Origin of the sequence: Sorangium sp. So ce836, assembly GCF_028553905.1 — a bacterium.
Lineage (GTDB): Bacteria > Myxococcota_A > Polyangia > Polyangiales > Polyangiaceae > Sorangium > Sorangium cellulosum_D.
In genome coordinates this window covers 12877734-12897672 of the sequence record NZ_CP102233.1, presented here as the reverse complement: position 1 = coordinate 12897672, position 19939 = coordinate 12877734, and the positions used below count along the sequence as shown (strand labels likewise).

The 19939-nt window shown below is 73.4% G+C and carries 14 protein-coding genes and 1 pseudogene; 10 read left to right on the top strand and 5 right to left on the bottom strand.

Annotated features, from left to right (window positions below):
• Positions 1-58: 58 nt before the first annotated feature.
• The 3 genes and pseudogenes from NQZ70_RS47200 to NQZ70_RS53630 all read left to right on the top strand — a co-directional run.
• Positions 59-2026, top strand: coding sequence for an ATP-binding protein (locus NQZ70_RS47200; RefSeq protein WP_129580082.1), 1968 nt, complete (start codon positions 59-61; stop codon positions 2024-2026).
• Complete coding sequence (locus NQZ70_RS47195) at positions 2026-2535, top strand: hypothetical protein (protein ID WP_129580081.1); 510 nt, start codon at positions 2026-2028, stop codon at positions 2533-2535. The genes NQZ70_RS47200 and NQZ70_RS47195 overlap by 1 nt, the downstream gene beginning before the upstream one ends.
• 1 nt (position 2536) lies before the next feature.
• A pseudogene (locus NQZ70_RS53630) lies at positions 2537-2977 on the top strand (DUF4157 domain-containing protein); the annotation flags it as partial.
• Positions 2978-3157: 180 nt separating this feature from the next.
• On the opposite strand, the gene NQZ70_RS47185 reads toward NQZ70_RS53630, so the two are convergent.
• Entirely contained in the window at positions 3158-4024 is an 867-nt protein-coding gene (locus NQZ70_RS47185; protein WP_207218057.1) for a hypothetical protein, read from the bottom strand.
• Between the two features lie 135 nt (positions 4025-4159).
• Between NQZ70_RS47185 and NQZ70_RS47180 the strand changes: the two genes are divergently transcribed.
• From NQZ70_RS47180 to NQZ70_RS47150, 7 genes are all read left to right on the top strand, one after another.
• Entirely contained in the window at positions 4160-8098 is a 3939-nt protein-coding gene (locus NQZ70_RS47180) for a hypothetical protein (protein ID WP_165373715.1), read from the top strand.
• Positions 8095-9096 carry a hypothetical protein gene (locus tag NQZ70_RS47175; RefSeq protein ID WP_129580080.1) on the top strand — a complete coding sequence of 334 codons (1002 nt, stop codon included), beginning with the start codon at positions 8095-8097 and terminating at the stop codon, positions 9094-9096. Before NQZ70_RS47180 ends, NQZ70_RS47175 begins: the two co-directional genes overlap by 4 nt.
• Positions 9097-9258: 162 nt before the next feature.
• Positions 9259-9492, top strand: coding sequence for a hypothetical protein (locus tag NQZ70_RS47170; protein ID WP_129580079.1), 234 nt, complete (start codon positions 9259-9261; stop codon positions 9490-9492).
• Positions 9489-9653, top strand: a complete 165-nt coding sequence (locus NQZ70_RS47165; protein ID WP_165374518.1) for a hypothetical protein — start codon at positions 9489-9491, stop codon at positions 9651-9653. The genes NQZ70_RS47170 and NQZ70_RS47165 overlap by 4 nt, the downstream gene beginning before the upstream one ends.
• A gap of 17 nt (positions 9654-9670) precedes the next feature.
• The gene (locus tag NQZ70_RS47160; RefSeq protein WP_129580078.1) at positions 9671-11359 is read left to right on the top strand and encodes a hypothetical protein; all 1689 of its coding nucleotides are present in this window, start codon (positions 9671-9673) and stop codon (positions 11357-11359) included.
• A 70-nt stretch (positions 11360-11429) separates the two neighbouring features.
• Positions 11430-12974 carry a class I SAM-dependent DNA methyltransferase gene (locus NQZ70_RS47155; RefSeq protein WP_129580077.1) on the top strand — a complete coding sequence of 515 codons (1545 nt, stop codon included), beginning with the start codon at positions 11430-11432 and terminating at the stop codon, positions 12972-12974.
• Complete coding sequence (locus NQZ70_RS47150; protein ID WP_129580076.1) at positions 12974-14245, top strand: restriction endonuclease subunit S; 1272 nt, start codon at positions 12974-12976, stop codon at positions 14243-14245. Before NQZ70_RS47155 ends, NQZ70_RS47150 begins: the two co-directional genes overlap by 1 nt.
• Positions 14246-14305: 60 nt before the next feature.
• Here the strand turns inward: NQZ70_RS47150 and NQZ70_RS47145 are convergent, their stop codons facing one another.
• From NQZ70_RS47145 to rpmG, 4 genes are all read right to left on the bottom strand, one after another.
• Positions 14306-14566, bottom strand: coding sequence for a hypothetical protein (locus NQZ70_RS47145; protein ID WP_129580075.1), 261 nt, complete (start codon positions 14564-14566; stop codon positions 14306-14308).
• A 784-nt stretch (positions 14567-15350) separates the two neighbouring features.
• The gene (locus NQZ70_RS47140) at positions 15351-16748 is read right to left on the bottom strand and encodes a hemolysin family protein (protein ID WP_207217659.1); all 1398 of its coding nucleotides are present in this window, start codon (positions 16746-16748) and stop codon (positions 15351-15353) included.
• 193 nt (positions 16749-16941) lie between these two features.
• A complete protein-coding gene (locus NQZ70_RS47135) occupies positions 16942-19260 on the bottom strand; it encodes a heavy metal translocating P-type ATPase (protein WP_165374517.1) in 2319 nt (772 codons plus the stop codon).
• 298 nt (positions 19261-19558) lie between these two features.
• Positions 19559-19729: a 50S ribosomal protein L33 gene (gene rpmG / locus NQZ70_RS47130; RefSeq protein WP_129580073.1), complete on the bottom strand. Its 171-nt coding sequence runs from the start codon at positions 19727-19729 to the stop codon at positions 19559-19561.
• Positions 19730-19939 lie beyond the last annotated feature (210 nt).

Below are 19939 nucleotides of genomic sequence, written 5' to 3'. Positions count from 1 at the left end.
GCTGGGTTCCCTGGCTCGGCCGCGCCGTCCGCTCCCACCCCCTCGAGGGAGCCCGCGCATGAGCGCCGAGCCGACGCCCTCGTCGCGCGCGCCCCGCCCGCCGCTGGTCGCGCTCGCCACCGCCGCGCTCCTCGACGTCGCGGACCGCGCCGGCATCCGCGGCCCCGAGGTCGACGCGATCGCCGCGCGCGAGCCGAGGGTGAATGGCGCGTGGTGGCAGCGGCTCGGGGACGGCGGCGCCGCTCCCGAATCGGATCTGCCCGTGGTCGCGCTCGCCGCGATGCTGGGTCTGAGCGCGAGCGAGCAGCTCGCGATCGCGCTGCTGATCGCGCTCGAGGAGGATCCCGTCCTCACGCGGCTCGTCGCCGCGCTGCAGGCGCCGGCCCTGGGATCTCGCCCCATGGTCGGGCTGCTGGCGACGGCGTTCGCCGCGGCCGGCGAGGGCGCGGAGAAGGCCTATGGCGACCTGGTCGACGGCCCGGCGCGCCTGGCCAGCGTGTTCCTGCTGCGCGGCGACGAGCTGCCGCTCGTCGAGCGGCGCATGGCGCTGTCGGCGCCCGTCCACGCCGCGCTGCGCGGGCTGCAGATCCCGATCGCGGGCGTCACGGTGGGCGCACGTCCCGCGGTGCCGCTCGCGCGCCCGACGGTGGCGGAGGCCGCGCGATACGCGGCGGCGTTCGGGGACGACCAGCAGGCCCTGACGGTGCGGACGCCCTCGATCGCCGAGGGGCGCGCCGTGTGCGCCGCGGTCGCGGCGGCGTTCGGCGCCGAAGCTGCGTTCGTCGAGGGGGAGCCCGTCGCGGGGCTCGGGCTCTGGATGGCGCTGCGCAACCTGGTGCCCGTGTTCGTCTGCGAGCTCGGCCCGAGCGAGCGGCGCCGGCTGCCGGCGCTGCCCGGCTACCACGGCCCGGTGCTGGCGCTGGCGGGCCTCGAAGGGACGATCGACCGTGACAGCGTCGCGATCCCGAGCTGGCGATTGACCGTGCCGACACGCGACGAGAGGTCGCGCCTGTGGCAGGAGAGCCTCGGCGACGAGGCGCTCGCCGCGGCGCTGGCCCGCGATCACCGCCACGGCGCCGGCCGCATCGCGCAGCTGGGGCGCGCCGCGCGTCGCGCCGCTCGCCTCGCCGGCGCCGCCGCGATCGACCGATCGCACGTGCGCACGGCGGCGTGGACCAGCGAGGGCCCGGGCCTGCGCGGGCTCGCCGAGCCGATCGACGACGACGTCGCCGATGAAGCGCTCGTGAGGACGCCGTCGCTGCGGCGCGATCTCGAGCTGCTGCTGATGCGGTGCCGGGCGCGCGACGAGCTCGTCGACGGGCTGGGCGCGGCCATGCGCGCGCGCCACCGTCCCGGCGTGCGCGCGCTCTTCGTCGGTCCGTCGGGCACCGGCAAGACCTTCGCGGCGAGCTGGCTGGCCAGCCGCCTGTCGGCGCCGCTCTACCGGATCGATCTCGCCGCCGTGACCAGCAAGTACATCGGTGAGACCGAGAAGAACCTGGCCCAGCTCCTCGGCCAGGCCGAGCACGAAGAGATCATCCTGCTCTTCGACGAGGCCGACTCGATGTTCGGCAAGCGCACCGACGTCAAGGACGCCAACGACCGCTTCGCCAACGCGCAGACCAACTTCCTGCTCCAGCGCATCGAGTCGTTCGATGGCATCGTCATCCTGACCAGCAACAGCCGCACGCGCATCGACGCGGCGTTCACGCGTCGACTCGACGCCGTGATCGACTTCCCTCCGCCGGGTCCGGAGGAGCGGCGCGCGCTCTGGCGCACGCACCTCGGCGCTCATCACGAGCTCGATTCGGCGTCCTTCAACCAGCTGGCGGCGACGTGCGATCTCGCGGGCGGTCACGTTCGCAACGCCGTCCTGTGCGCCAGCCTGCTCGCGCGCCGCGATGGGCGGCCGATCCGCCTGCCGGATCTCGTGGCGGGCCTCGCCGTCGAGTACCGCAAGCTGGGGCGCACGCTGCCGTCGGAGCTCGGCGCCGCCACGTCGATCACCCCTGAGGAGAAGCCCTGATGCACACCGCACCCACCGCCGCCGCCCGCCGCCTGGCCGACGCCATCGCGGCAGCCGCCGCCGACCTCGCGGCGGGCCGCCCGATCGCTCCGCACGCCGACTCCTTGCGCCGCTTGGTCGCCGAGATGGCCAGCGCGCCCGGCGACGTCGGCGTCCTCGCGCTGATGCAGGCGCTCGGACCGGCGCTGGACGCGCGCGGTGTGGCGATGCCGCCGCTCGACAGGTTTCCCCCCTCGGTCGCCGCGTTCCTGGAGGCGGCTGACGAGGTGTTCGCCGAGGATTCCCCGCTCGATTTCGAGGCGGCCGCGGATCGCCTCGAACGCGCGGCGGCGGCGGCGTTCGGCACCATCGCGCCGCGCGAGGCGCGCGCCCAGGCGCTGCGCGAGCAGATCCGGCGCGAAGTGTCGGCGTCGATCGCGGACACGCTGCGCGCGCAGGGGCTGACGCCGGCGGCGGACATGCAAGGAGACGAGGCCACGGATACGGAGCTCGAGGAAGCGCGCAAGTGACATGAGCGTCGCGCCCGCCGCCGAGAGACGTCCGTCTTCCGCCGCATCCGCGGAGCGAGCGGCGTCCGAGGCGCGCGAGGAGCTCGAGGAAACACCGTCGTCGCCGCCGGCGTACGTGCAGGCAGCGGCAGGTCCCGGGGGCATGGCCGCGGGTGGCGGCGGCGCGGGTGCGGAGGGCGGCGGGCGGAGCCGCGCGGCGGCGATCCACGGCATCGCCCGTCATGGGGTGGCCACCGCGTCCGCGCCCTTGCCGTTCGCGGCGACGATCCAGCAGGCGTTCGGTCGCCACGACATCCGTCATGTTCGCACGGGCAGCGACGGCCTTGCGAGCAGCGCCGCGTCGCGGCTTGGGGCGCGCGCGTTCACGGTGGGCGACCGCATCGCGTTCCGTGCGCCGCCCGACTTGCGGCTTGCGGCGCACGAGGCGGCGCACGTCGTGCAGCAGAAGGCGGGAGTTCAGCTCGACGGCGGGGTCGGCAAGACCGGCGATCGGTACGAGCGGCAGGCCGACGAGGTGGCCGATGCTGTCGTCCGCGGGCAATCGGCCGAGGCCCTGCTGGATCAAGAGCGGGGCGGTGGAGAGGCCGGCGTGCAGATGGCGTGCAGCTGCGGCGGCACGTGCTCAAGCTGCAGCGGCTCGACGGATCTTACGAGCGCGGCGGTCCAGATGCAGCTCGACGTCCTCGCCGAGCGCGACTTCGAGCCTCCGATGCTGGACATCGGTGGGGGCGAAGGCGCTGGTCGAGAAGGGGGAGGTGGCCGTCCAGGAGGTGGTGGCGGACCGGCGGCCGATGCGGGCGGTGGCGGCGGCGGCGGCGGTGGCGAGCCAGCAGCAGAGGGCGGCGGTGGTGGTGGCGCGGCCGATAGGGCCGATGCAGGCGCGGTCGCGGCGGGCGCGGCGCCCGCGCCCAATCCGGCGGTGGCGCGCCGGGCCGGAGCGGCGTGCCCAGCGCCCACCGAGCCACCGAGGCACACGCCAGAACAGTCGAGCGACGAGCAAGAGTCCTGCCGTGACACCGACGAGCTCTCGGCGGATCGCGCGCCGACCGGGGCCGATCGCACCGGCACATCCACCCAGGACCGACCGCGCGAGCCGCCCAATACCGAGATCCACGGCGATACGGAGAGCAGCAGCACGAGCACCGAGGAGGCGCAGCAGAGCCAGCAGGCCGAAGCACCACCGCCACCCCCTGCACCTCCGGGCTGCGAATCGCAGGGCGGCGGTGGCGCTGGCGGCGGCGGACCGCAGGCCGCGGAAGGCGGCGGGGGTGGACCGCAAGCGGCCGAAGGCGGCGGCGACGGTGGCGGCCCGCAAGCGGCCGAGGGTGGCGGCGGCGGTGCCACTCAGCCGGCCGAAGGCGGTGGCGGTGCCGGCGGTCCATCTCCAGGCGCTTACGGGGAGGGTGGCGCTGCCGCTGAGGAGGACGCGATGGGCGCTGCGCTCAGCGAGGCGTCGGCTCGCCGCGCGGAAGCGATCGACGCGTTCCACGTCGGGCGCGGCGCGATGGAAGCGAGTCGCGGGGAGGTGGTCGCCGCCACCGCCGAGAGCGCCCGATTCGGCCCCGAAGGAGACCGCGAGACGCGCGAGGCAGCCGCGCAGGTGGCGTCGAGCTCGCTGCGCGAGATGAGCGCCGAGGCGCGCCAGGCGCTGTTCGAGCTCGACCAGGAGGTGCCCCGCAGGCTCGGGAGAGCGCTCATCGGCGTCAAAACGGACATCGAGTCAGCGCGCGATCGCGCGCTCGACGCCATCGACGCCGCCTACGCCGCCGCGACGATCGCGGCCCACCGCGACGCGCGCGCGGCGAAGGGGGTCATCAACGCGCAGTACGTGGCGAGCGTCGTGCACGCCGTCACGACCACCGTGGCAGCCATGGGGCGCGTGCAGAGCGGTGCAGCGCGCACGACGCGCGCGATCGGCTCGGCCGAGACCGTCGAGCTCGGCGTGGTGCGCAGCCTGATCGCGCGCGGTCAACAGGAGCTCAACGGCGTCGGGACGAGCAAGGGCGGCGAGGCGATGAACCTCGGTCGCTCGTACTGGCGCATGTACCACCGCGGGCGCATCAATCGGATGGATAGCGCGCTGGACGGCTATCTCACCGATCGGCGCGCCGACGCGCGCGCCAACGCGGCGATGGAGACGGCCAAGGGCTACCGCGACGGGTTCGTGAACGAGGCAGCCGCGCAGGCGCGCCAGCTGGCGCGCGCGCGCGCCGGTCACTGCGCCACGGTCATCAGCTCGTCGCTGGGCGCGCAGGATGGCGTGCAGCAGGGCGCGGCGCAGGCGGTGGCGACCCTCGGGCAGATGATGACGGGCGCGCTCGCCGCGGCGGCGGCGCAGCGGCAAGCGCGCACCGCGTCGGTCGACGCGCAGCTCGCGAACCAGCTTCGCCAGCTCGCTCGCCAGCGCCGCGCGCAGCGGCAGGCGGCGCGCGATACGGCCTATCTGCAGCGGCTGATGGTGGAGTCGGCGGCGCACGGGGTGGCCGGTGAGCTCCTGAGGGGGGCCGCGCAGGCCGGTCGTGGCATCGCCGACGCGCTGGCGCAGCTGCGCGCGGTGCTCGAGGCCACGACAGCACGTCGCCGAGAGCTGGTGCGCGCGGCGATGCGCGGGGTCCACGGCCGCGTCACGCTCCTGCTGGGCCAGCTTCGCGAGCGACTGGGCTCCGGGCTCGGCACGGCCGTGGGCGCGGTGGAGGCGAGCCGCGGGACGGCGCAAGGTGCGCTCGACCGGCTGGTGGAGACCGCGCGCGACGGCGCCGGGCAGCTCACCCAGGCCTTCGCCGAGGCGATGGGCCAGGCGTCGAGCAGCGCGGTGGAGGGCTTCACCCAGGCCCGGACCGAGCACTCGACCGCCATCGAGCGGCTCACCACGACGGTGCAGCGGACCTTCGCGTGCGCGCTGCTCACGGTCGTCTCCGGCTACCTGCGCCTCAACCAGGGGATCCGAGAGGGCATCGACCAGCAGAAGACGAGCCTGCAGCGCGGCTTCGACCTGCAGATCCAGGGCGGGGTCGATCCCGAGGGAGGCGGGCACAGGCGCGGCCTGGCCGACGAAATTCGAAAGTACGCCTGCATCGCGGCGCAGAACGAGCGCCCGGCGTGGGAGACGGTCGCCACGATCCTGCTGGTCATCCTGATCGCGATCGTGGTCAGCGTGCTGCTCGGTCCGGTCATCGGGGCCGCGGTCGGCGGGCTGATCGGCGCCGGCCTGCTCGCGACCGTGATCACCGGGATCATCGTCGGGGCGATCGCCGGCGCGCTCTCGAGCATGGCCGGCTACCTGGTCGGCAATGCGCTGGCCGGCCGCCGCATCACCGGCCGCGGGCTGTGGCACGCGGCCTGGACCGGCGCGCTGACCGGCGCCATCGGCGGCGGCATCGGCGCCTTCGGTGGTGCGCTCGTGAACGCCGCCGGGCAAGCCGGCGCGACGGCGCTCTCGCGCTTCGCGATCACCCTCGCGTTCGACATGGTCGGCGAGTATGCGTCGCAGGTGGTGATGAACGTCGCCGCCGGCAAGGGGCTCGCGAGCTTCACCGAGCTCGATCTGCAGGGCTTCCTGCTCTCGGGTGCGATCTCCGGCGCGTCGTTCCTCCAGGCCGCGCGCGGCGCCCGCCGCGCCGGCGGCGCCGACGCGGCGCGAGCGCCGCACGAGACCGGGCCGGCGGCGCCGCACGAGACCGGGCCGGCGGCGCCGCGCGAGACCGGGCCGGCGGCGCCGCGCGAGACCGGGCCGGCGGCGCCGCGCGAGACCGGGCCGGCGGCGCCGCGCGAGACCGGGCCGGCGGCGCCGCGCGAGACCGGGCCGGCGGCGCCGCGCGAGGCAAATCGCATGACGCGGGCGATCGCCGCTGCCGAGCGCGGCCTCGGGCGGGCGATCGCTACTGCCGGCCGCGGCATCGCCGCCGCCGAGCGTGGCCTCGGTCACGCCGTAAGCCGGGCCGGTGCCAACGCGCCGCGCGCCGCCGCCGCGGTCCGTGCCGTCGGTCGCACCGGAAGCGCCGCGCTGCGAGGCCTGGGTCGCACGCGCCTCGTCCAGGCGATCGGCCGCGGACAGGAGCGCATCGCCAACCTGGCCGAGCGGTACGCCGCGCGCAGCTCGTATCGGACCTGGCGCGCGATCAGCCGTCGCACCGGCCGCCCCATCCCGCCCGAGGTGACGGCCGCCTATCACGCCAGCTTCCCGGAGGGGCGCGCGCCCGGTGCGCCGCACGACGCCGTCATGGCACACGAGGCCCCGACCGCGCCGCGCGAGGCTGCCGCGCCGCACGAGGCTGCCGCGCCGCACGAGGCTGCCGCGCCGCACGAGGCTGCCGCGCCGCACGAGCCCACGGCCGGACGCGAGGCTCCCGCGCCGACCCGCGAGGCTCCGACCGCCCCGCGCGATGCTGCGCCTTCCGCGCGCGAGGCTGTGCCCTCCGACGCCAATCAACCTCCGGGCACGGTGCTCGCCGAGCATCCCATCACGATCGACGGGCAGCCTCACCGGCTCAAGGCAATCGCGACGGACGATGGAGTGGTCCTCGCGGTGTGCTCCTGGTGCAGGCGTGTCGGGCAGGTGCTGGACGACGCAATGGCTCGTACGCCCCCTGGATCACCAGAACATGCCCGATTGCAGGCACTGCGGGAGCAGGTGGCTGCTCGGGAGCGAGGCGTATCGGTCGCGGAGTTCCATGCAGCCCGAGCTTCGGGTAAACCGCTCGAGCCCGCGCGTCACGTTGACCAATCGCCTCGCGCGATGCAGGATCTGCTGAGCATTCTCTCAGAGGCGGATGCCCTGACCGGAAGCTCACTGCATCCGCCTGCGGGCGCGCCCTCGGTCGCCGCGCGTCGTTCACGCGCAACGGCTATGCCAGATTTCGAGAGTCTTGCCGCTGATCCAGCAGTCGCCAGGAGGGCGCAAGGATACTATGCCAACGAGCTGGCTCGCCTGAGAGCTACTCGGGAGCCGATCTTCGAGGGGCGTGGTGAAACGGGGAAGGCCGACCGTGCACGCCTCGAGCTGCATCTCCAGGAAGAAGCCACGGCGAACTCGCTGCTTCGTGCGCGCGGCGAAACCCCAGGACATTCACTCCGTCCCAACGAGCCCGCACGGACGAAGATCGACCCGGCTCATGACGTGCCGTTCGGATTCCCCAACCGGCCGGTGTTTGAGGAGTTCTCGTCGCGGCTGTATGACACGATGAGTGTCGTCGATCCAGACGCGAGGCTAGTGTTCGAGGGAAGCAGCGTCACGGGGCGCCGGTATGAGCGGGCCGTGGTCAACGCTCCAGAGGGTACGCCGTTCGACGTCGGACGCCTGAGCGATTACGATCTGACCGTGGTCTCGTCCGTGCTGGCGCGCAGGGCGCCCGGCGTCGGGGCGAGGGTGACCGACGGGCACACCGGAGAGCTGCTGAGTCACCAAATCAATGCGCTCAAACTGAGCGAGCTCGTGGAAAGGGCGGTGGCCGATATTCAACGAATCACAGGGATCCGGCACACCGTCAACGTGAAGATCTATGATGCTGCAGCGCCCGCTCCAAGAAGTAGCCTGCGATTGCCCCTGCCAAGGCAGAACCCATGAGCACTTCTCCGCATTTGTTTATGGCTCTCGAAGTTGCGTTCCGTGCAACGGAGGCTGAGAGCGAGGAACCCCTTGAGGACCAGATTGTTCCGGTGCTCGAAGAGATCTTCGGGACGACGCTCCAGTTCGTCGGTAACCAGGACATTGGAGGCGCCTGGTACGAACGGCCCCCGGTCCCATTGCCTGAAACGGGACTGGTCGATTTGCGTGTGTCGCTCGGCCTGGATCGCCTGGACGCTGAAAAGTATGTTCACTCGGCGACCCATCCCTTGCACGCCAGCGTGTCCTTGGTCGGGTGGAACGTGCTCGACTTGGGCGGCGTTGCGAGCGCCCTCGAATCAGCGTTCGGCACAAGTATGGAGTACATCGATGCCTGCGTCACGTGCGACCGCATGGACGTTGGCCCACTAGGCCTCGCCGATTCTCATAAGTACGTGTTTCGCGATCCGTACGCGCCGCTGCCGCTCGTGGGAAGCGCGCGCCATTTGCCGATCTCGCCGTCTCCGAGGCTTGTTGATATGCTGGAGTCAACGAGCGCACCGCCGCTCGTCTGCCAGCTGGTGTTCGGTTCACCGAGCACTGATGAGGTCCGATGTCGGGAGCTCGTGCGCATGGCGTTCGGGCTCGAGCTCGAGCCGATGACCGATGAGCGGAGCCGGAGGCCGGTCTTCATCTTCGCGGATTGCGACGCCGGCGTCGGGCAGATCCACGCGCTAAGGCTATACACCGGCCAAGTATCGGAGGGGGTGAGTCATCGCCCCACTCGACGTACCGACCTGACGTGGTTCTTGGATGTGAACATGGTGATAGACAACCTGCTCGAGCCCGGTCGTCTCGCGGCCCGCGTGGCAGAGGCCTCTAGAGGCGAAATGCAGGTCGTCGCATACACAATCGTCGGTGACGTGTGGGGTAATCGTCGGCTCTCGTTGCTCGATCAACAGTTCGGATCAGCGGCCGAGGCGCGGCCGACTTGGCGTGGATCGCATCGCATCGACTGACCGTCTTGGCTTGCGGCATCGCAGCTCGATGCGGCGCCAGGCGGCGATGGGCCTGGAACGCCGGCGAGGGCCTGGCGAGCTTCGGCGATCTCGGCGTCAGCGGCTCTCTCGCTCGGCAACCCCATCGATTGCACGCCGAGGCCGCGATCCGCGCCGGGGGACATGCGCCGGGCCGGCGTCGAGCACCTCATGCGCGAGGGCGGCGAGGCGCTGTGGGACGGCCAGATCCTCGAGGCGGTCGCCGACGAGAAGGCGTGGGCGCGGCGCCTCGTCCGCGCCGCCCACGCCGTGGACGGCCACGCCCGTGCCGCGTATGGTGCTCTCGAGCTGGTGATCGACGATGCGCCGCCGCCGCTCGAGACGCCGGCTGCGGCGGCCACGGAGGGATGCCCATGACGACGTCCGAGGATGCGGTCCGCGAGCTCTCGACGCTCCTGGCCGACGCGGTCGGGGCCCGGCGCGACCGCCAGGCGACGCCGACGACGCCGACGAGGACGGCGCGTGACATGAGCGCCGGCGAGCGGACCGGCGAACTCCCCCTCTCCCGGGGGGCGTAGTGGCAACGGAGCGGCGCGTGCGCATGCTTCGCCTCCGCGCCCACGACGACGCCGCCGTGCGGCGCGGAGCGCTCCTCGTCGAGGACGCGCTCCGCACCGCCTCGCTCCCCAGCGCGGATCGAGGCCGCGTCTACGTCGTGCGCCGGCTCTCTCTGGGCGCGATCGATCCCACGCGCCCTCCAGCCTCGATCGCGCTCGCGATCGAGCGCCGCTTCGAGGCCTTGCGCGCGACCGCCGTCCACGCCGACACGAGCGGCGCGGCGTCGGCCGAGGTCGTCTACTTTCACGACGACGTGGAGCCCTCGGTATTGCTGGCCCGGCGGGTGGCGGCGCAACAGGCCGTCTCGGCGTGGTTCTGGCCCCTGGCCGTGCGCGGCTTCGCGCCGGCGCTCCCCGCGTCGAAGGCCCTCGAGATCGCGCTCGCCCGCGCGCTCGAGACGCCCGCCGGGGCGGCCGCGGTCGTGCGGATGACGGCCGAGCTGGACGAGGCCGCCCTCGACGCCCTCTGCGGCGCGCTCCGCCCCGGCGTCGGCGAGGCCCTGCTCCTCCGCTGCGGCTGGGGCGTACCGCCGGCCGTGGCGCGCGGGCTCGACCGAAGCGCGCCGGTCGCGCCGGGCGAGAGCCCGCGCCTTGCGCCACCGTGGCGGGGGGTGCTGCGGAGGTGGGTCGCTCGCTGGGGCCCGGTCGACGCTCGCGCCGTCTGGCTCGCTGCGGTCGCCGCGTGCGCGGGGAGCCCGGCGCTGGCCGTGGATCGGCGGCTCGCTGCTCGCGGGGCGCAGCTCGCGCTGGCGGCGAGCCTCCCCGAGGTCGATGCGGCAGCCGAAGCGGCGGACGACGCGGCCACGTTGCGGTCGCCGGTCGAGGCGCCGCAGGCCGCGGCGCCGGAGGGCGTGGCGGAGGTCGCGGCCCCGCGCGCGGCGGCGGTCCGGCCGGACGCTGCGCCCCCGGCGGCCTCGGTCCTCGGCGCGGCTTCCGAGCGCGCCGCGCCGCGCGCGGAGCCCGGTCCCGCCGCGCTGCCCGAGCCGCCCGCGCCTCCGGTCGCGCCCGCGTCGCCCGCGCGGCCTCCCGGGCCGCAGTCGGGGGCTGCGGCCCCCGGAGCCGCCGCGCCCTCGGCCGCAGCCGGGGATCCGGCGGCGCCGCGCCGCGAGCGCCGCGGCCGCTCCTCGGTCTGGAACGGCGTGCCCATGCCCACCGCTGCCGGCGGGTTGCTCCTCGTGATCCGGCCGCTCATGCGGCTCGGCATGGCCGACTGGCTCCACGACCACCCTGCCGCGGTCCGGGGCGGGTTGCCCGTGCGCCTGATGGAGCACCTCGGGGCGTGGTGCGGGGTCTCGCCCGAGGATCCGGCGCTCGCCGTCTTCGATCCTCCGGCCGAGCCGCTCCCCGACGTCGCCGCTGCGCCGCCGGAGGCGTGGCGAGGCGTGCTCGGCGAGGCGGCCTGGCGGGCGCTGAGCCGCCGCCCAGCGGGCGCGCCCGCGACCTGGCGCCTGGCCGTCTCGCTCTGGCTCCGCCGCTTCGCCGGGCTCCCCCTCGGCCGTGTCGTCCGGCGCCCTGGCCGGGTCGTGGCCACGCGCACCCACGTGGACGTCCTGTTTCCGCTGGCCGCCGCGGACGTGCGCGTGCGTGCCGCTGCGCTGGACGCGAACCCCGGCTGGGTCCCCTGGCTCGGGCGGATCGTGCAGTTCCACTACCTCGAGGAGCCGTGACGTGCGGGCGGCGAGGTGCCCCGGCGAGGGCGAGCACCCCGTCCCCGTCCTCGGGTAGAACCATGCCCTGATGCCCCTCCCCGCGGGTTTCGAGAAGCGCCTCTGGGCCGCCGCCGACCAGCTCTGGGCCAACTCCGCCCTCGAGCCGTCCGAGTATGCGACGCCGGTCCTCGCGCTGATCTTCCTGAAGTACGCCGAGCACCGCTTCGCCGAGGCCGAGGGGCAGCGAGCGTCGTCCCGCCGCCGGGGCGGCGCCGGCGAGGGCGACGGCCGCGCCGGAGGGGTCCTTTTCGTCCCGGAGAGCGCCCGCTTCGGCCGCCTCCTCCGGCTGCCCGAGGGGGCCGACATCGGCGAGGCGCTCGACGACGCGATGAGGGCGATCGAGGCGGAGAACGAGGATCTCAAGGACGTCCTGCCGAAGGCGTACGGCCGCTTCGACGCGAGGACGCTCCAGGAGCTGCTCAAGCTCTTCGGCGCCATCCCGGAGGACGTCGAGGGCGACGTCTTCGGTCGGATCTACGAGTACTTCCTCGGCAATTTCGCGCCGCGCGCGCTGCAGAAGGGCGGCGAATACTTCACGCCCTACTCGGTCGTGCGCCTCATCGTCGAGGTCATCGAGCCGTACCACGGCAGGATTTACGACCCTTGCTGCGGCTCCGGGGGCATGTTCGTGCAGAGCGCGAGCTTCATCGCCGAGCACCGGAAGCGGCCGTCGGACGAGATCGCGGTCTACGGGGTCGAGAAGGTCGCGCAGACCCTCCGCCTCGCGAGGATGAACCTCGCCGTGCACGGCCTCTCGGGCGACATCCGCGAGGCGAACGCCTACTACGAGGACATCCACGATCAGGTCGGCAAGTTCGACTACGTGATGGCCAATCCGCCGTTCAACCAGAACGCGGTCGACCGGGAGCGGCTCAAGGGCGATAACCGTCGGTTCCCGTTCGGGATCCCCTCGGCCGACCGCGCGAACTACCTCTGGATCCAGCTCTGTTACAGCGCCCTGAGCGCCTCGGGGCGCGCCGGGTTCGTGATGGCGAACGGCGCGAGCGACGCCCGGGGCAGCGAGCTCGAGCTCCGGCGGAAGCTGATCCAGACCGGCGCCGTCGACGTGATGGTCGCGCTCGGCTCGAACTTCTTCTACACCGTCACCCTGCCCGTCACGCTCTGGTTCCTGGACAAGGGGAAGGCGAGGGGGGCGCGCAAGGACAAGGTGCTCTTCATCGACGCGCGGCGCGTCTACCGGCAGGTGGACCGCACCCATCACGACCTGTCGCCGGAGCAGATCGAGCTCCTCGCGAACATCGTGCGGCTCTACCGCGGCGAGGCGCCGGAGGACCTGCACGGGAGCGGCGCGCTCCTGAAGGAGCGCTTCCCCAGCGGGAGGTACGCCGACGTGCCGGGGCTGTGCAAGGCGGCGACGCTCGGCGAGATCGAGGCGCAGGGCTTCAGCCTCCATCCAGGCCGCTACGTGGGCGTCGCCGCCCGGGTCCCCGAGGACGTCGACCTCAAGGAGCGGCTCGAGCGGCTGAACGACGAGCTGACGCGGCTGAACGGCGAGGCGCGGGAGATCGAGGCGAAGATCGCCGAGAACGTCGCGGCGCTCCTCGGGGCGTGATGACGCGCGTGGAGTGGCCGCGCGCCGCCCTCTCGGACGTCTGCGAGGCGATCGTCGACTGCGTCAACAAGACGGCCCCGACGGTCGACGAGATCACGCCATACAAGATGATCCGCACGACCAACGTGCGCGGCGGGTGGATCGAGCTCGACGACATCAAATACGTCACGGAGGACATCTATAAGATCTGGACACGCCGTCAGGTGCCGCGGCGCGGGGATGTCATCCTGACCCGCGAAGCTCCCCTCGGCGAGGTCGGCCTGCTGCGCACGGGCGAGCCCGTGTTTCTGGGACAGCGCCTCCTCTCCTACAGGGCCGACCCGGAGAAGCTCGACAACCGCTTTCTCCTCTACGCGCTCCGAGGAGATGACCTGCAGCGCCAGATCAAGGCGCTCGGCTCAGGCGCGACGGTCGAGCACATGCGCGTGCCGGACGCCGGGAAGCTCACGCTGCGGCTGCCGCCGCTCGCGGTCCAGCGCCGCATCGCCGACATCCTCTCCGCGTATGACGACCTCATCGAGAACAACGCGAAGCGCGTCGGGATCCTCGAGGAGATGGCCCGCTCGCTGTACCGCGCGTGGTTCGTCGACCTCCGGTTCACCGGGCGCGAGGAGGTGACGCTGGTCCCGTCCTCCGCCGGCAAGGTGCCGGCGGGCTGGGAGGTGGCTCGGCTCGGCGAGCTCGCGGCCGACGTGCGAGAGCCCGTCGATCCGAGCGCCGTGGATCCCGAGACACCCTACTTCGGGCTCGAGCATCTGCCGCGACGCTCGGTCGCGCTCGGCGAATGGGGGCGTGCCGGGGAGGCGCAGAGCACAAAGCTCCGCGCGCGCGCTGGCGACATTCTCTTCGGGAAGATCCGGCCCTATTTCCACAAGGTCGGGGTGACCCCGGTCGACGCGGTGTGCTCGTCGGATATCCTCGTTTTGCGCGCGCAGGCGCCAGAGCACTTCGGCATCGTTCTCTGCTGCGTCTCCAGCGACGAGCTCGTCGCCCATGCGGCGCAGACGTCGCAGGGCACCAAGATGCCGCGCGCGAGCTGGGACGTCCTCCGCAAGGTCGCGCTGCCGCTGCCCCCCGCGCGGCTCCTCCGTCGGTTCGATCACATCGTCACGGATTCCTTGGACATGATGCATCGGCTCGTCCTGAAGAACCGCAACCTGAAGTTGACGCGCGATCTGCTGCTCCCCGGCCTCGTCTCCGGAGAGATCGACGTGAGCGGCCTCGATGCGGTATCCTCCGAGGGGCTGTCGAGCGCCTCCCTGGAGGATTGAAATCCAATCCGGGGGCCGTCGAGCGGTAGTGATGGGAGTGCTCGGCGCACCACCTTCCGCTCACCTGCAGCGCAGGGGTTCCGGGGCCTCCGCCGCATGAGGGGCGCACCGCTCCCCGCGCGACTGCTCGCAGCGATAGTACTCGTTCGTGGAGCCGCACTCGGCGTCGGCGCCGTAACCTTCAGGCGGCTCGAGGCGGATGCAATCGAGGACGGTACACTCGAGGGTGCCCGTTCCACCGAAGAGCTGCGCGGGGTCGGGTGTGGCGGTTCCATCGCAATCGAAGTCGAACTCCGACCCGCCGCGGGCTGGAGGCGCCATCGGCTCCGCATGGTAGGCCTTCGCTCCAGGGTGAGCGGTCTCGTCGTTGGGACCGCAATCGTCGCTCGACGCGACGTAGGGACCCCTGCACGCGGCGTCGCCGCCTGGCGGCGCATCGCACGCCTCGACGACGACATTCCGGTCCCCATGCGCGTCGGAGTCTGCGTCGCAATACCAGGCGATCTCGTCGCATCCGCCGCCCGCTCCACCGCTGCCCGCCGTCGTTCCGGCCGCGTCCCCGCCAGTCCCGCCAGCCCCGCCAGCCTCGCCGCCGCCGCCCCCTGCGGCACCCGAGCCGCCGCCCCCTGCGGCACCCGAGCCGCCGCCGCCTGCGGCACCCGAGCCGCCGCCGCCTGCGGCACCCGAGCCGCCGCCGCCTGCGGCACCCGAGCCGCCGCCGCCTGCGGCACCCGAGCCGCCGCCCCCTGCGGTTCCCGAGCCCCCGCCGGCGCCGTGTGTGCCGACGCTCGTCGAGGTCGCCCCGGCGGTGTCTCCGAAGAGGTCCGAGGGCACTTCCCTGCAGCCGGCGCTCACGGCGGCAGCGGCGAGCAAGATAGCGACCGGAGCGCGAGTCCCGGCCGCAACCATCCGAAAGCTACGAGTCCTCATGCCTCAGTCTAACTCGAGTGCCCCGTGCACACGCGACGAGTTCAGCGACGCGGCTGGGCCGCCGAGATGCACGGCACGACCTTCACGCTCGGGGACGTGGGCGGCGATGGCCGCGCCGACGTGTGCGGCCGCCATGGCGCAGGGGCTCGCGTCGGCCCCTTGGCGCCCGTGCCGCTCACGATTCCCCGTCGCTCCCCGCCGCCGCCGGCTCGCCTCCCGGCTCGGACGCCTCCTCCGCCGCGCGCCTGCGCAGCCGCACCCTCCTCACCTGCCGCGGAATGGCGTCCGCGATCTCCAGCGTCGTGCCGTCCGGCGTGCGGAGGACCTCCCCGGTCGCCGGGATCCGGCCGGTCAGCTCCAGACACAGCCCCGCGACCGTGGACCAGCCTTCGCCTTCCGGCAGGGCCAGGTCGAGCTCTCGATTCACCTCGCGCACCGGCGCTTGCCCATCGATGAGGAACGACCCGTCCGCCTCGGCGCGGATGAGCTCCGGCGGGGCGGCGTCGTGCTCGCTGTAGATCTCGCCGACGAGCTCCTCGACGAGATCCTCCAGGGTGACGATGCCGCTCATCGTGCCGTTCTCGTCCACCACGATGGCGAGCTGCGTGCGCCGGCGCCGGAGCTCGTTCAAGAGGTCCACCGCGCGCATGGTCCCCGTGACGAAGTACGCTGGCCGGACGATGTCCTGGAGGACGACGCGGCCGCGCTTCCACGAGGCGGCGACGATGTCCTTCACGTTCACGTAGCCGATCACGTTGTCGATCGTGCCGTCGTGGACGGGCATCCGGGTGTGGCCCTTCTCCAGGACGACCCGCTGGACCTCCTCGTCCGGTGCGCTGCGCGAGAGGGCGACGATCCGGCTGCGGGGGACCATGATCTGCGCCGCGGTCAGGCCGGCGAAATCGAGCGCCCGCGACGCGATCTCGCCCGCGTTCGGGTCGACGGCGCCGGACTCGGCGGCCTCGTCGACGAGCTGCTGGATCTCCTCGGGCGAGAGCCGCGACTCGGTAAAGTTGGTGCGATCGCCGAAGAGTCGAAGGACGGCGTTGGAGCTCGCGGTGAGGAACCAGACCAGCGGGCGCGCGAGCCGCGAGAGGCCGAGCAGCGGCCCCGCCACCCAGAGCGCGTAGGGCTCTCCGAAGCGGAGGGCGAGCGACTTGGGGATGAGCTCGCCGAGGACGAGCGACAGGTACGAGACGAGCGCGACGACGAGGCCGAGCGCGACCGTGTCGGCGTGCGGGCCCAGCCAGGGGAGGGGCTCGATCAGGGGGATCAGATCCTCGGCGACGCTCGCGCCGCCGAAGGCGCTGGCCACGGCGCCGACGACCGTGATGCCGATCTGGACGGTCGCGAGGAAGCGCTCCGGGTCCTTGCGGAGCCGCTGGACCGCCCTGGCCCGCGAGCTGCCGGAGCCGATCATGGCCTCGAGGCGGGAGCCGCGCAGGGACACGACGGAGATCTCGGCGGCGGCGAAGACGCCGTTCAGGAGCACGAGCGCCAGGATGATCGAGAGCTCGACGAGCACGGTGGCTTCCTTCGCGGCGCGAGGCGGCGCCGCTTCGTTGGAGGTCATCGCGCTTCTACCCGCGCTCGCGCAGGCGGTGAAGGCCGCGCGGGCCGCCAGGATCGCCGTCGCGTCGCCTTCCCGCGGACCTGGCTCCGGTCCTCGCGGGGGCGCCTCCGTCGTGCGAGCGCCGGTGGTGGAGGTCGGGCGCGTCAGCGCCTCGCGCGCGAGAGCGACGATGCCGCCCGGTCGAGCGCGGATGTCAACCCGCGCGCCCGAACCGCCGGAGCCGCAGGGAGCTGAGGAGCACCGAGACGCTCGACAGGCTCATGGCCGCGCTCGCGAGGACCGGCGACAGGAGCCAGCCTGTCAGCGGGTACAGCGCGCCGGCCGCGATCGGGATGCCGACCACGTTGTAGACGAACGCCCAGAAGAGGTTCTGGCGGATGGTCCGCAGCGTCGCGCGCGCCAGCCCGAGCGCGGTGGGCAGGGCGGCGACGCCGCCGCGCAGCAGCGCGACGTCGGCCGCGGCGACCGCGATGTCCGTGCCGCTCGCGACCGCGATCCCCACGTGGGCGCCGGCGAGGGCGGGCGCGTCGTTGATGCCGTCGCCGACCATCGCGACGACGCGCCCGCGCTCCCGCTCCTCGCGCACGATGCGGGCCTTGTCCTCGGGGCGGACCTCGGCGAACACCTCGTCGATCCCGAGCTCTCGCGCCGCCGCGCGCGCGGTCGCCCCGCGGTCGCCGGTCACCATCGCGACCCGCACGCCGAGCCGGTGCAGCGCGGCGACCGCCTCCTTGGCCTCGGGGGTCGGCAGGTCGGCGACCGCGACAAGGCCGGCGAGGCGGCCGTCGACGGCGACGAACGACGGGGTGTTCCCGTTCCGGGCGAGGCCCTCGGCGAGCTCCTCGAGCGGCGCGGCGTCGAGGCCGAGCTCGGCGAGGTACCGGGCCGTGCCGACGCGCACCTCCCGCCCCTCGACGCGGGCGACCACGCCGCGTCCCGCGTCGGCGTGGAAGGCCTCGGGCGCCTCGAGCGGGAGGCCCCGGGCGCGCGCGCCCTCGACGAGCGCCTTCGCGACCGGGTGCTCGCTGCCGAGCTCCGCCGAGCCGACGAGGCGCAGGAGCTCGTCCTCCGAGGCGTCCGCCAGCGCCTTCACCGCCGCGAGCTGCGGCCGCCCCGCGGTGAGCGTGCCCGTCTTGTCCACGAGGACGGTGTCGACGCGGCTCGCGGCCTCGAGCGCCGCGCCGCCCTTCACGAGCACGCCGAGCTCGGCGCCGCGCCCGGTGCCCACGGCCACGGCGGCGGGCGTCGCGAGGCCCAGGGCGCAGGGGCAGGCGATCACGAGGACGGCGACGAACCGCTCGACCGCGGTGGCGAGCCCCGCCGCGCTCGGATCCACCGCGACCCAGGCGACGAACGCGAGCGCGGCGATGCCGAGGACCACCGGGACGAAGATGCCGCTCACGGTGTCGGCGAGGCGCGCGATCGGCGCCTTCGAGCCTTGCGCCTGCTCGACCGCCTCGACGATGCGGGCGAGCGCGGTGTCGGCGCCGGTCTTCGTGATCCGCACCGTGAGCTGCCCGCTCTGGTTCAGCGTGCCGCCGAATACGGCCGCGCCGGCGCTCTTATCGACGGGGAGGCTCTCGCCCGTGAGCATCGACTCGTCGACCGCCGAGGCGCCCGAGACGACCTCGCCGTCGCTCGGCATCCGCTCCCCCGGACGGACGCGGACGAGATCGCCGGGCGAGAGCGCCGCGGCCGGGATCTCCTCTTCCCGATCGCCGCGCAGGCGCCGCGCCGTCTTCGGCTGGAGCGCGACGAGCCCGCGCACCGCGTCGGTGAGCCGCTTGCGGGCGCGCGTCTCGAGGAGCTTGCCGAGCAGGACGAAGGTGACGATGGCCCCGGCCGCCTCGAAGTAGACGTGCGGCCGCGCCCCGTGCTCGGCGTGGGGGAAGAGCTGCGGCGCGACGACCGCGAACGCCGAGTAGACCCACGCGGCGCCGGTCCCGAGGGCCACGAGGGTGTTCATGTCGGCCGCCCGGTGCCGGAGCGCGGCCCAGGCGAGCCGGAAGAACCTGCGGCCGGGGCCGACCATCACGGCGGTCGCGAGGGCGAGCTGGACGAGCCGGCCGCCCGCGCCGTCGGCGCCCGGGATGCGGCCGTGCGACATGCCGAGGACGAGCAGCGGGACCGAGAGCGCGAGCGAGATCGCGAAGTCCCGGAAGAGGACGCGCCGCTCGCCGTCGAGGCTCTCCTCGGCGACGGCTGCCCGGCCGACCGGGGCGGCGGCGGCGCTGTCCGGCGGGGCGGCGCTCTCCGGGACGCCGTAGCCCGCGCCCTCGATGGCGGCGACGAGCGCCCCGGCGGACGCGGCGGCCGGGTCGAAGGTGACCGTGGCCGTGCGGGTCACGAGGTTGACCTTCGCGCCGCTGACGCCGCCCGTGGCGAGCAGGGCGCGCTCGATGCGCCGGACGCAGGCGGCGCAGGTCATGCCCTCGACGGGCAGGTCGATGCGGCGGACGGCGGCCTCATCGGTGTCGTGCGGGGCGGGAACGGAGACGGATGCGGTCGACATGATCACCTCTCTGTCGACCGGTGCAGACGCGGGAGCCCTCCGCGGATTACGGCGAGGGCGCTGGAGCTCACCGCGGAGCTGGCCGCCCGGCCCGCAGCGCGGGGCCGAGGGGGCTTCGCTCGGCTCCCCCGACGCACGCGGCGGCTCCTGCGCGGTGGAGAGAACCCGGCCGGCTGCGTCTTCGGGGGTGTGAGCGGCAGCGGGGGGTCGCCTCGCGTCCGCGCGCGCCGCCGAGGCGCTGCGCGGCCGAGGGCCAACAGGGCCCCTCACGCGCCCGTGACGAGCTCCGGCGTCTCGTTTACTTGCCGCCCCCCTTCGAGATCTTCCCCTCCGTGAAGACCACGTGCTTGCGGGCGACAGGATCGTACTTCTTCAACTGCATCTTCTCCGCCATCGTCCGTTTGTTCTTGGTCGTGTAGTAGCAGTAACCAGTCCCCGCAGACGAGACGAGCTTGATGATATCGCGCACGAGGTGATCTCCTTATCGTCGCTCGGCGGCAAGCCGCGGCCCGGGGCCCGCGGCAGCGGACCACAGGACATGCCGGAGGTGGGGCTACTACCTCATCCGTGGTACTGATGCAACTTGATTGCATCAGTGGCGCATCCCGTGACATCATGAACCCGAAATGCTTCGTCGCGGCATGGCGGCTCGTGCCGCGGCGCCCACGGAAGAAGGCGA

Excerpts from the sequence above, each read along its gene's own strand:
- NQZ70_RS47200 (WP_129580082.1), top strand. The coding sequence starts at position 59 with ATGAGCGCCGAGCCGACGCCCTCGTCGCGCGCGCCCCGCCCGCCGCTG.
- NQZ70_RS47195 (WP_129580081.1), top strand. The coding sequence starts at position 2,026 with ATGCACACCGCACCCACCGCCGCCGCCCGCCGCCTGGCCGACGCCATC.
- NQZ70_RS47180 (WP_165373715.1), top strand. The coding sequence starts at position 4,160 with ATGAGCGCCGAGGCGCGCCAGGCGCTGTTCGAGCTCGACCAGGAGGTG.
- NQZ70_RS47175 (WP_129580080.1), top strand. The coding sequence starts at position 8,095 with ATGAGCACTTCTCCGCATTTGTTTATGGCTCTCGAAGTTGCGTTCCGT.
- NQZ70_RS47170 (WP_129580079.1), top strand. The coding sequence starts at position 9,259 with ATGCGCCGGGCCGGCGTCGAGCACCTCATGCGCGAGGGCGGCGAGGCG.
- NQZ70_RS47165 (WP_165374518.1), top strand. The coding sequence starts at position 9,489 with ATGACGACGTCCGAGGATGCGGTCCGCGAGCTCTCGACGCTCCTGGCC.
- NQZ70_RS47155 (WP_129580077.1), top strand. The coding sequence starts at position 11,430 with ATGCCCCTCCCCGCGGGTTTCGAGAAGCGCCTCTGGGCCGCCGCCGAC.
- NQZ70_RS47150 (WP_129580076.1), top strand. The coding sequence starts at position 12,974 with ATGACGCGCGTGGAGTGGCCGCGCGCCGCCCTCTCGGACGTCTGCGAG.
- NQZ70_RS47145 (WP_129580075.1), bottom strand. The coding sequence starts at position 14,566 with ATGGCGCCTCCAGCCCGCGGCGGGTCGGAGTTCGACTTCGATTGCGAT.
- NQZ70_RS47140 (WP_207217659.1), bottom strand. The coding sequence starts at position 16,748 with ATGACCTCCAACGAAGCGGCGCCGCCTCGCGCCGCGAAGGAAGCCACC.
- NQZ70_RS47135 (WP_165374517.1), bottom strand. The coding sequence starts at position 19,260 with ATGTCGACCGCATCCGTCTCCGTTCCCGCCCCGCACGACACCGATGAG.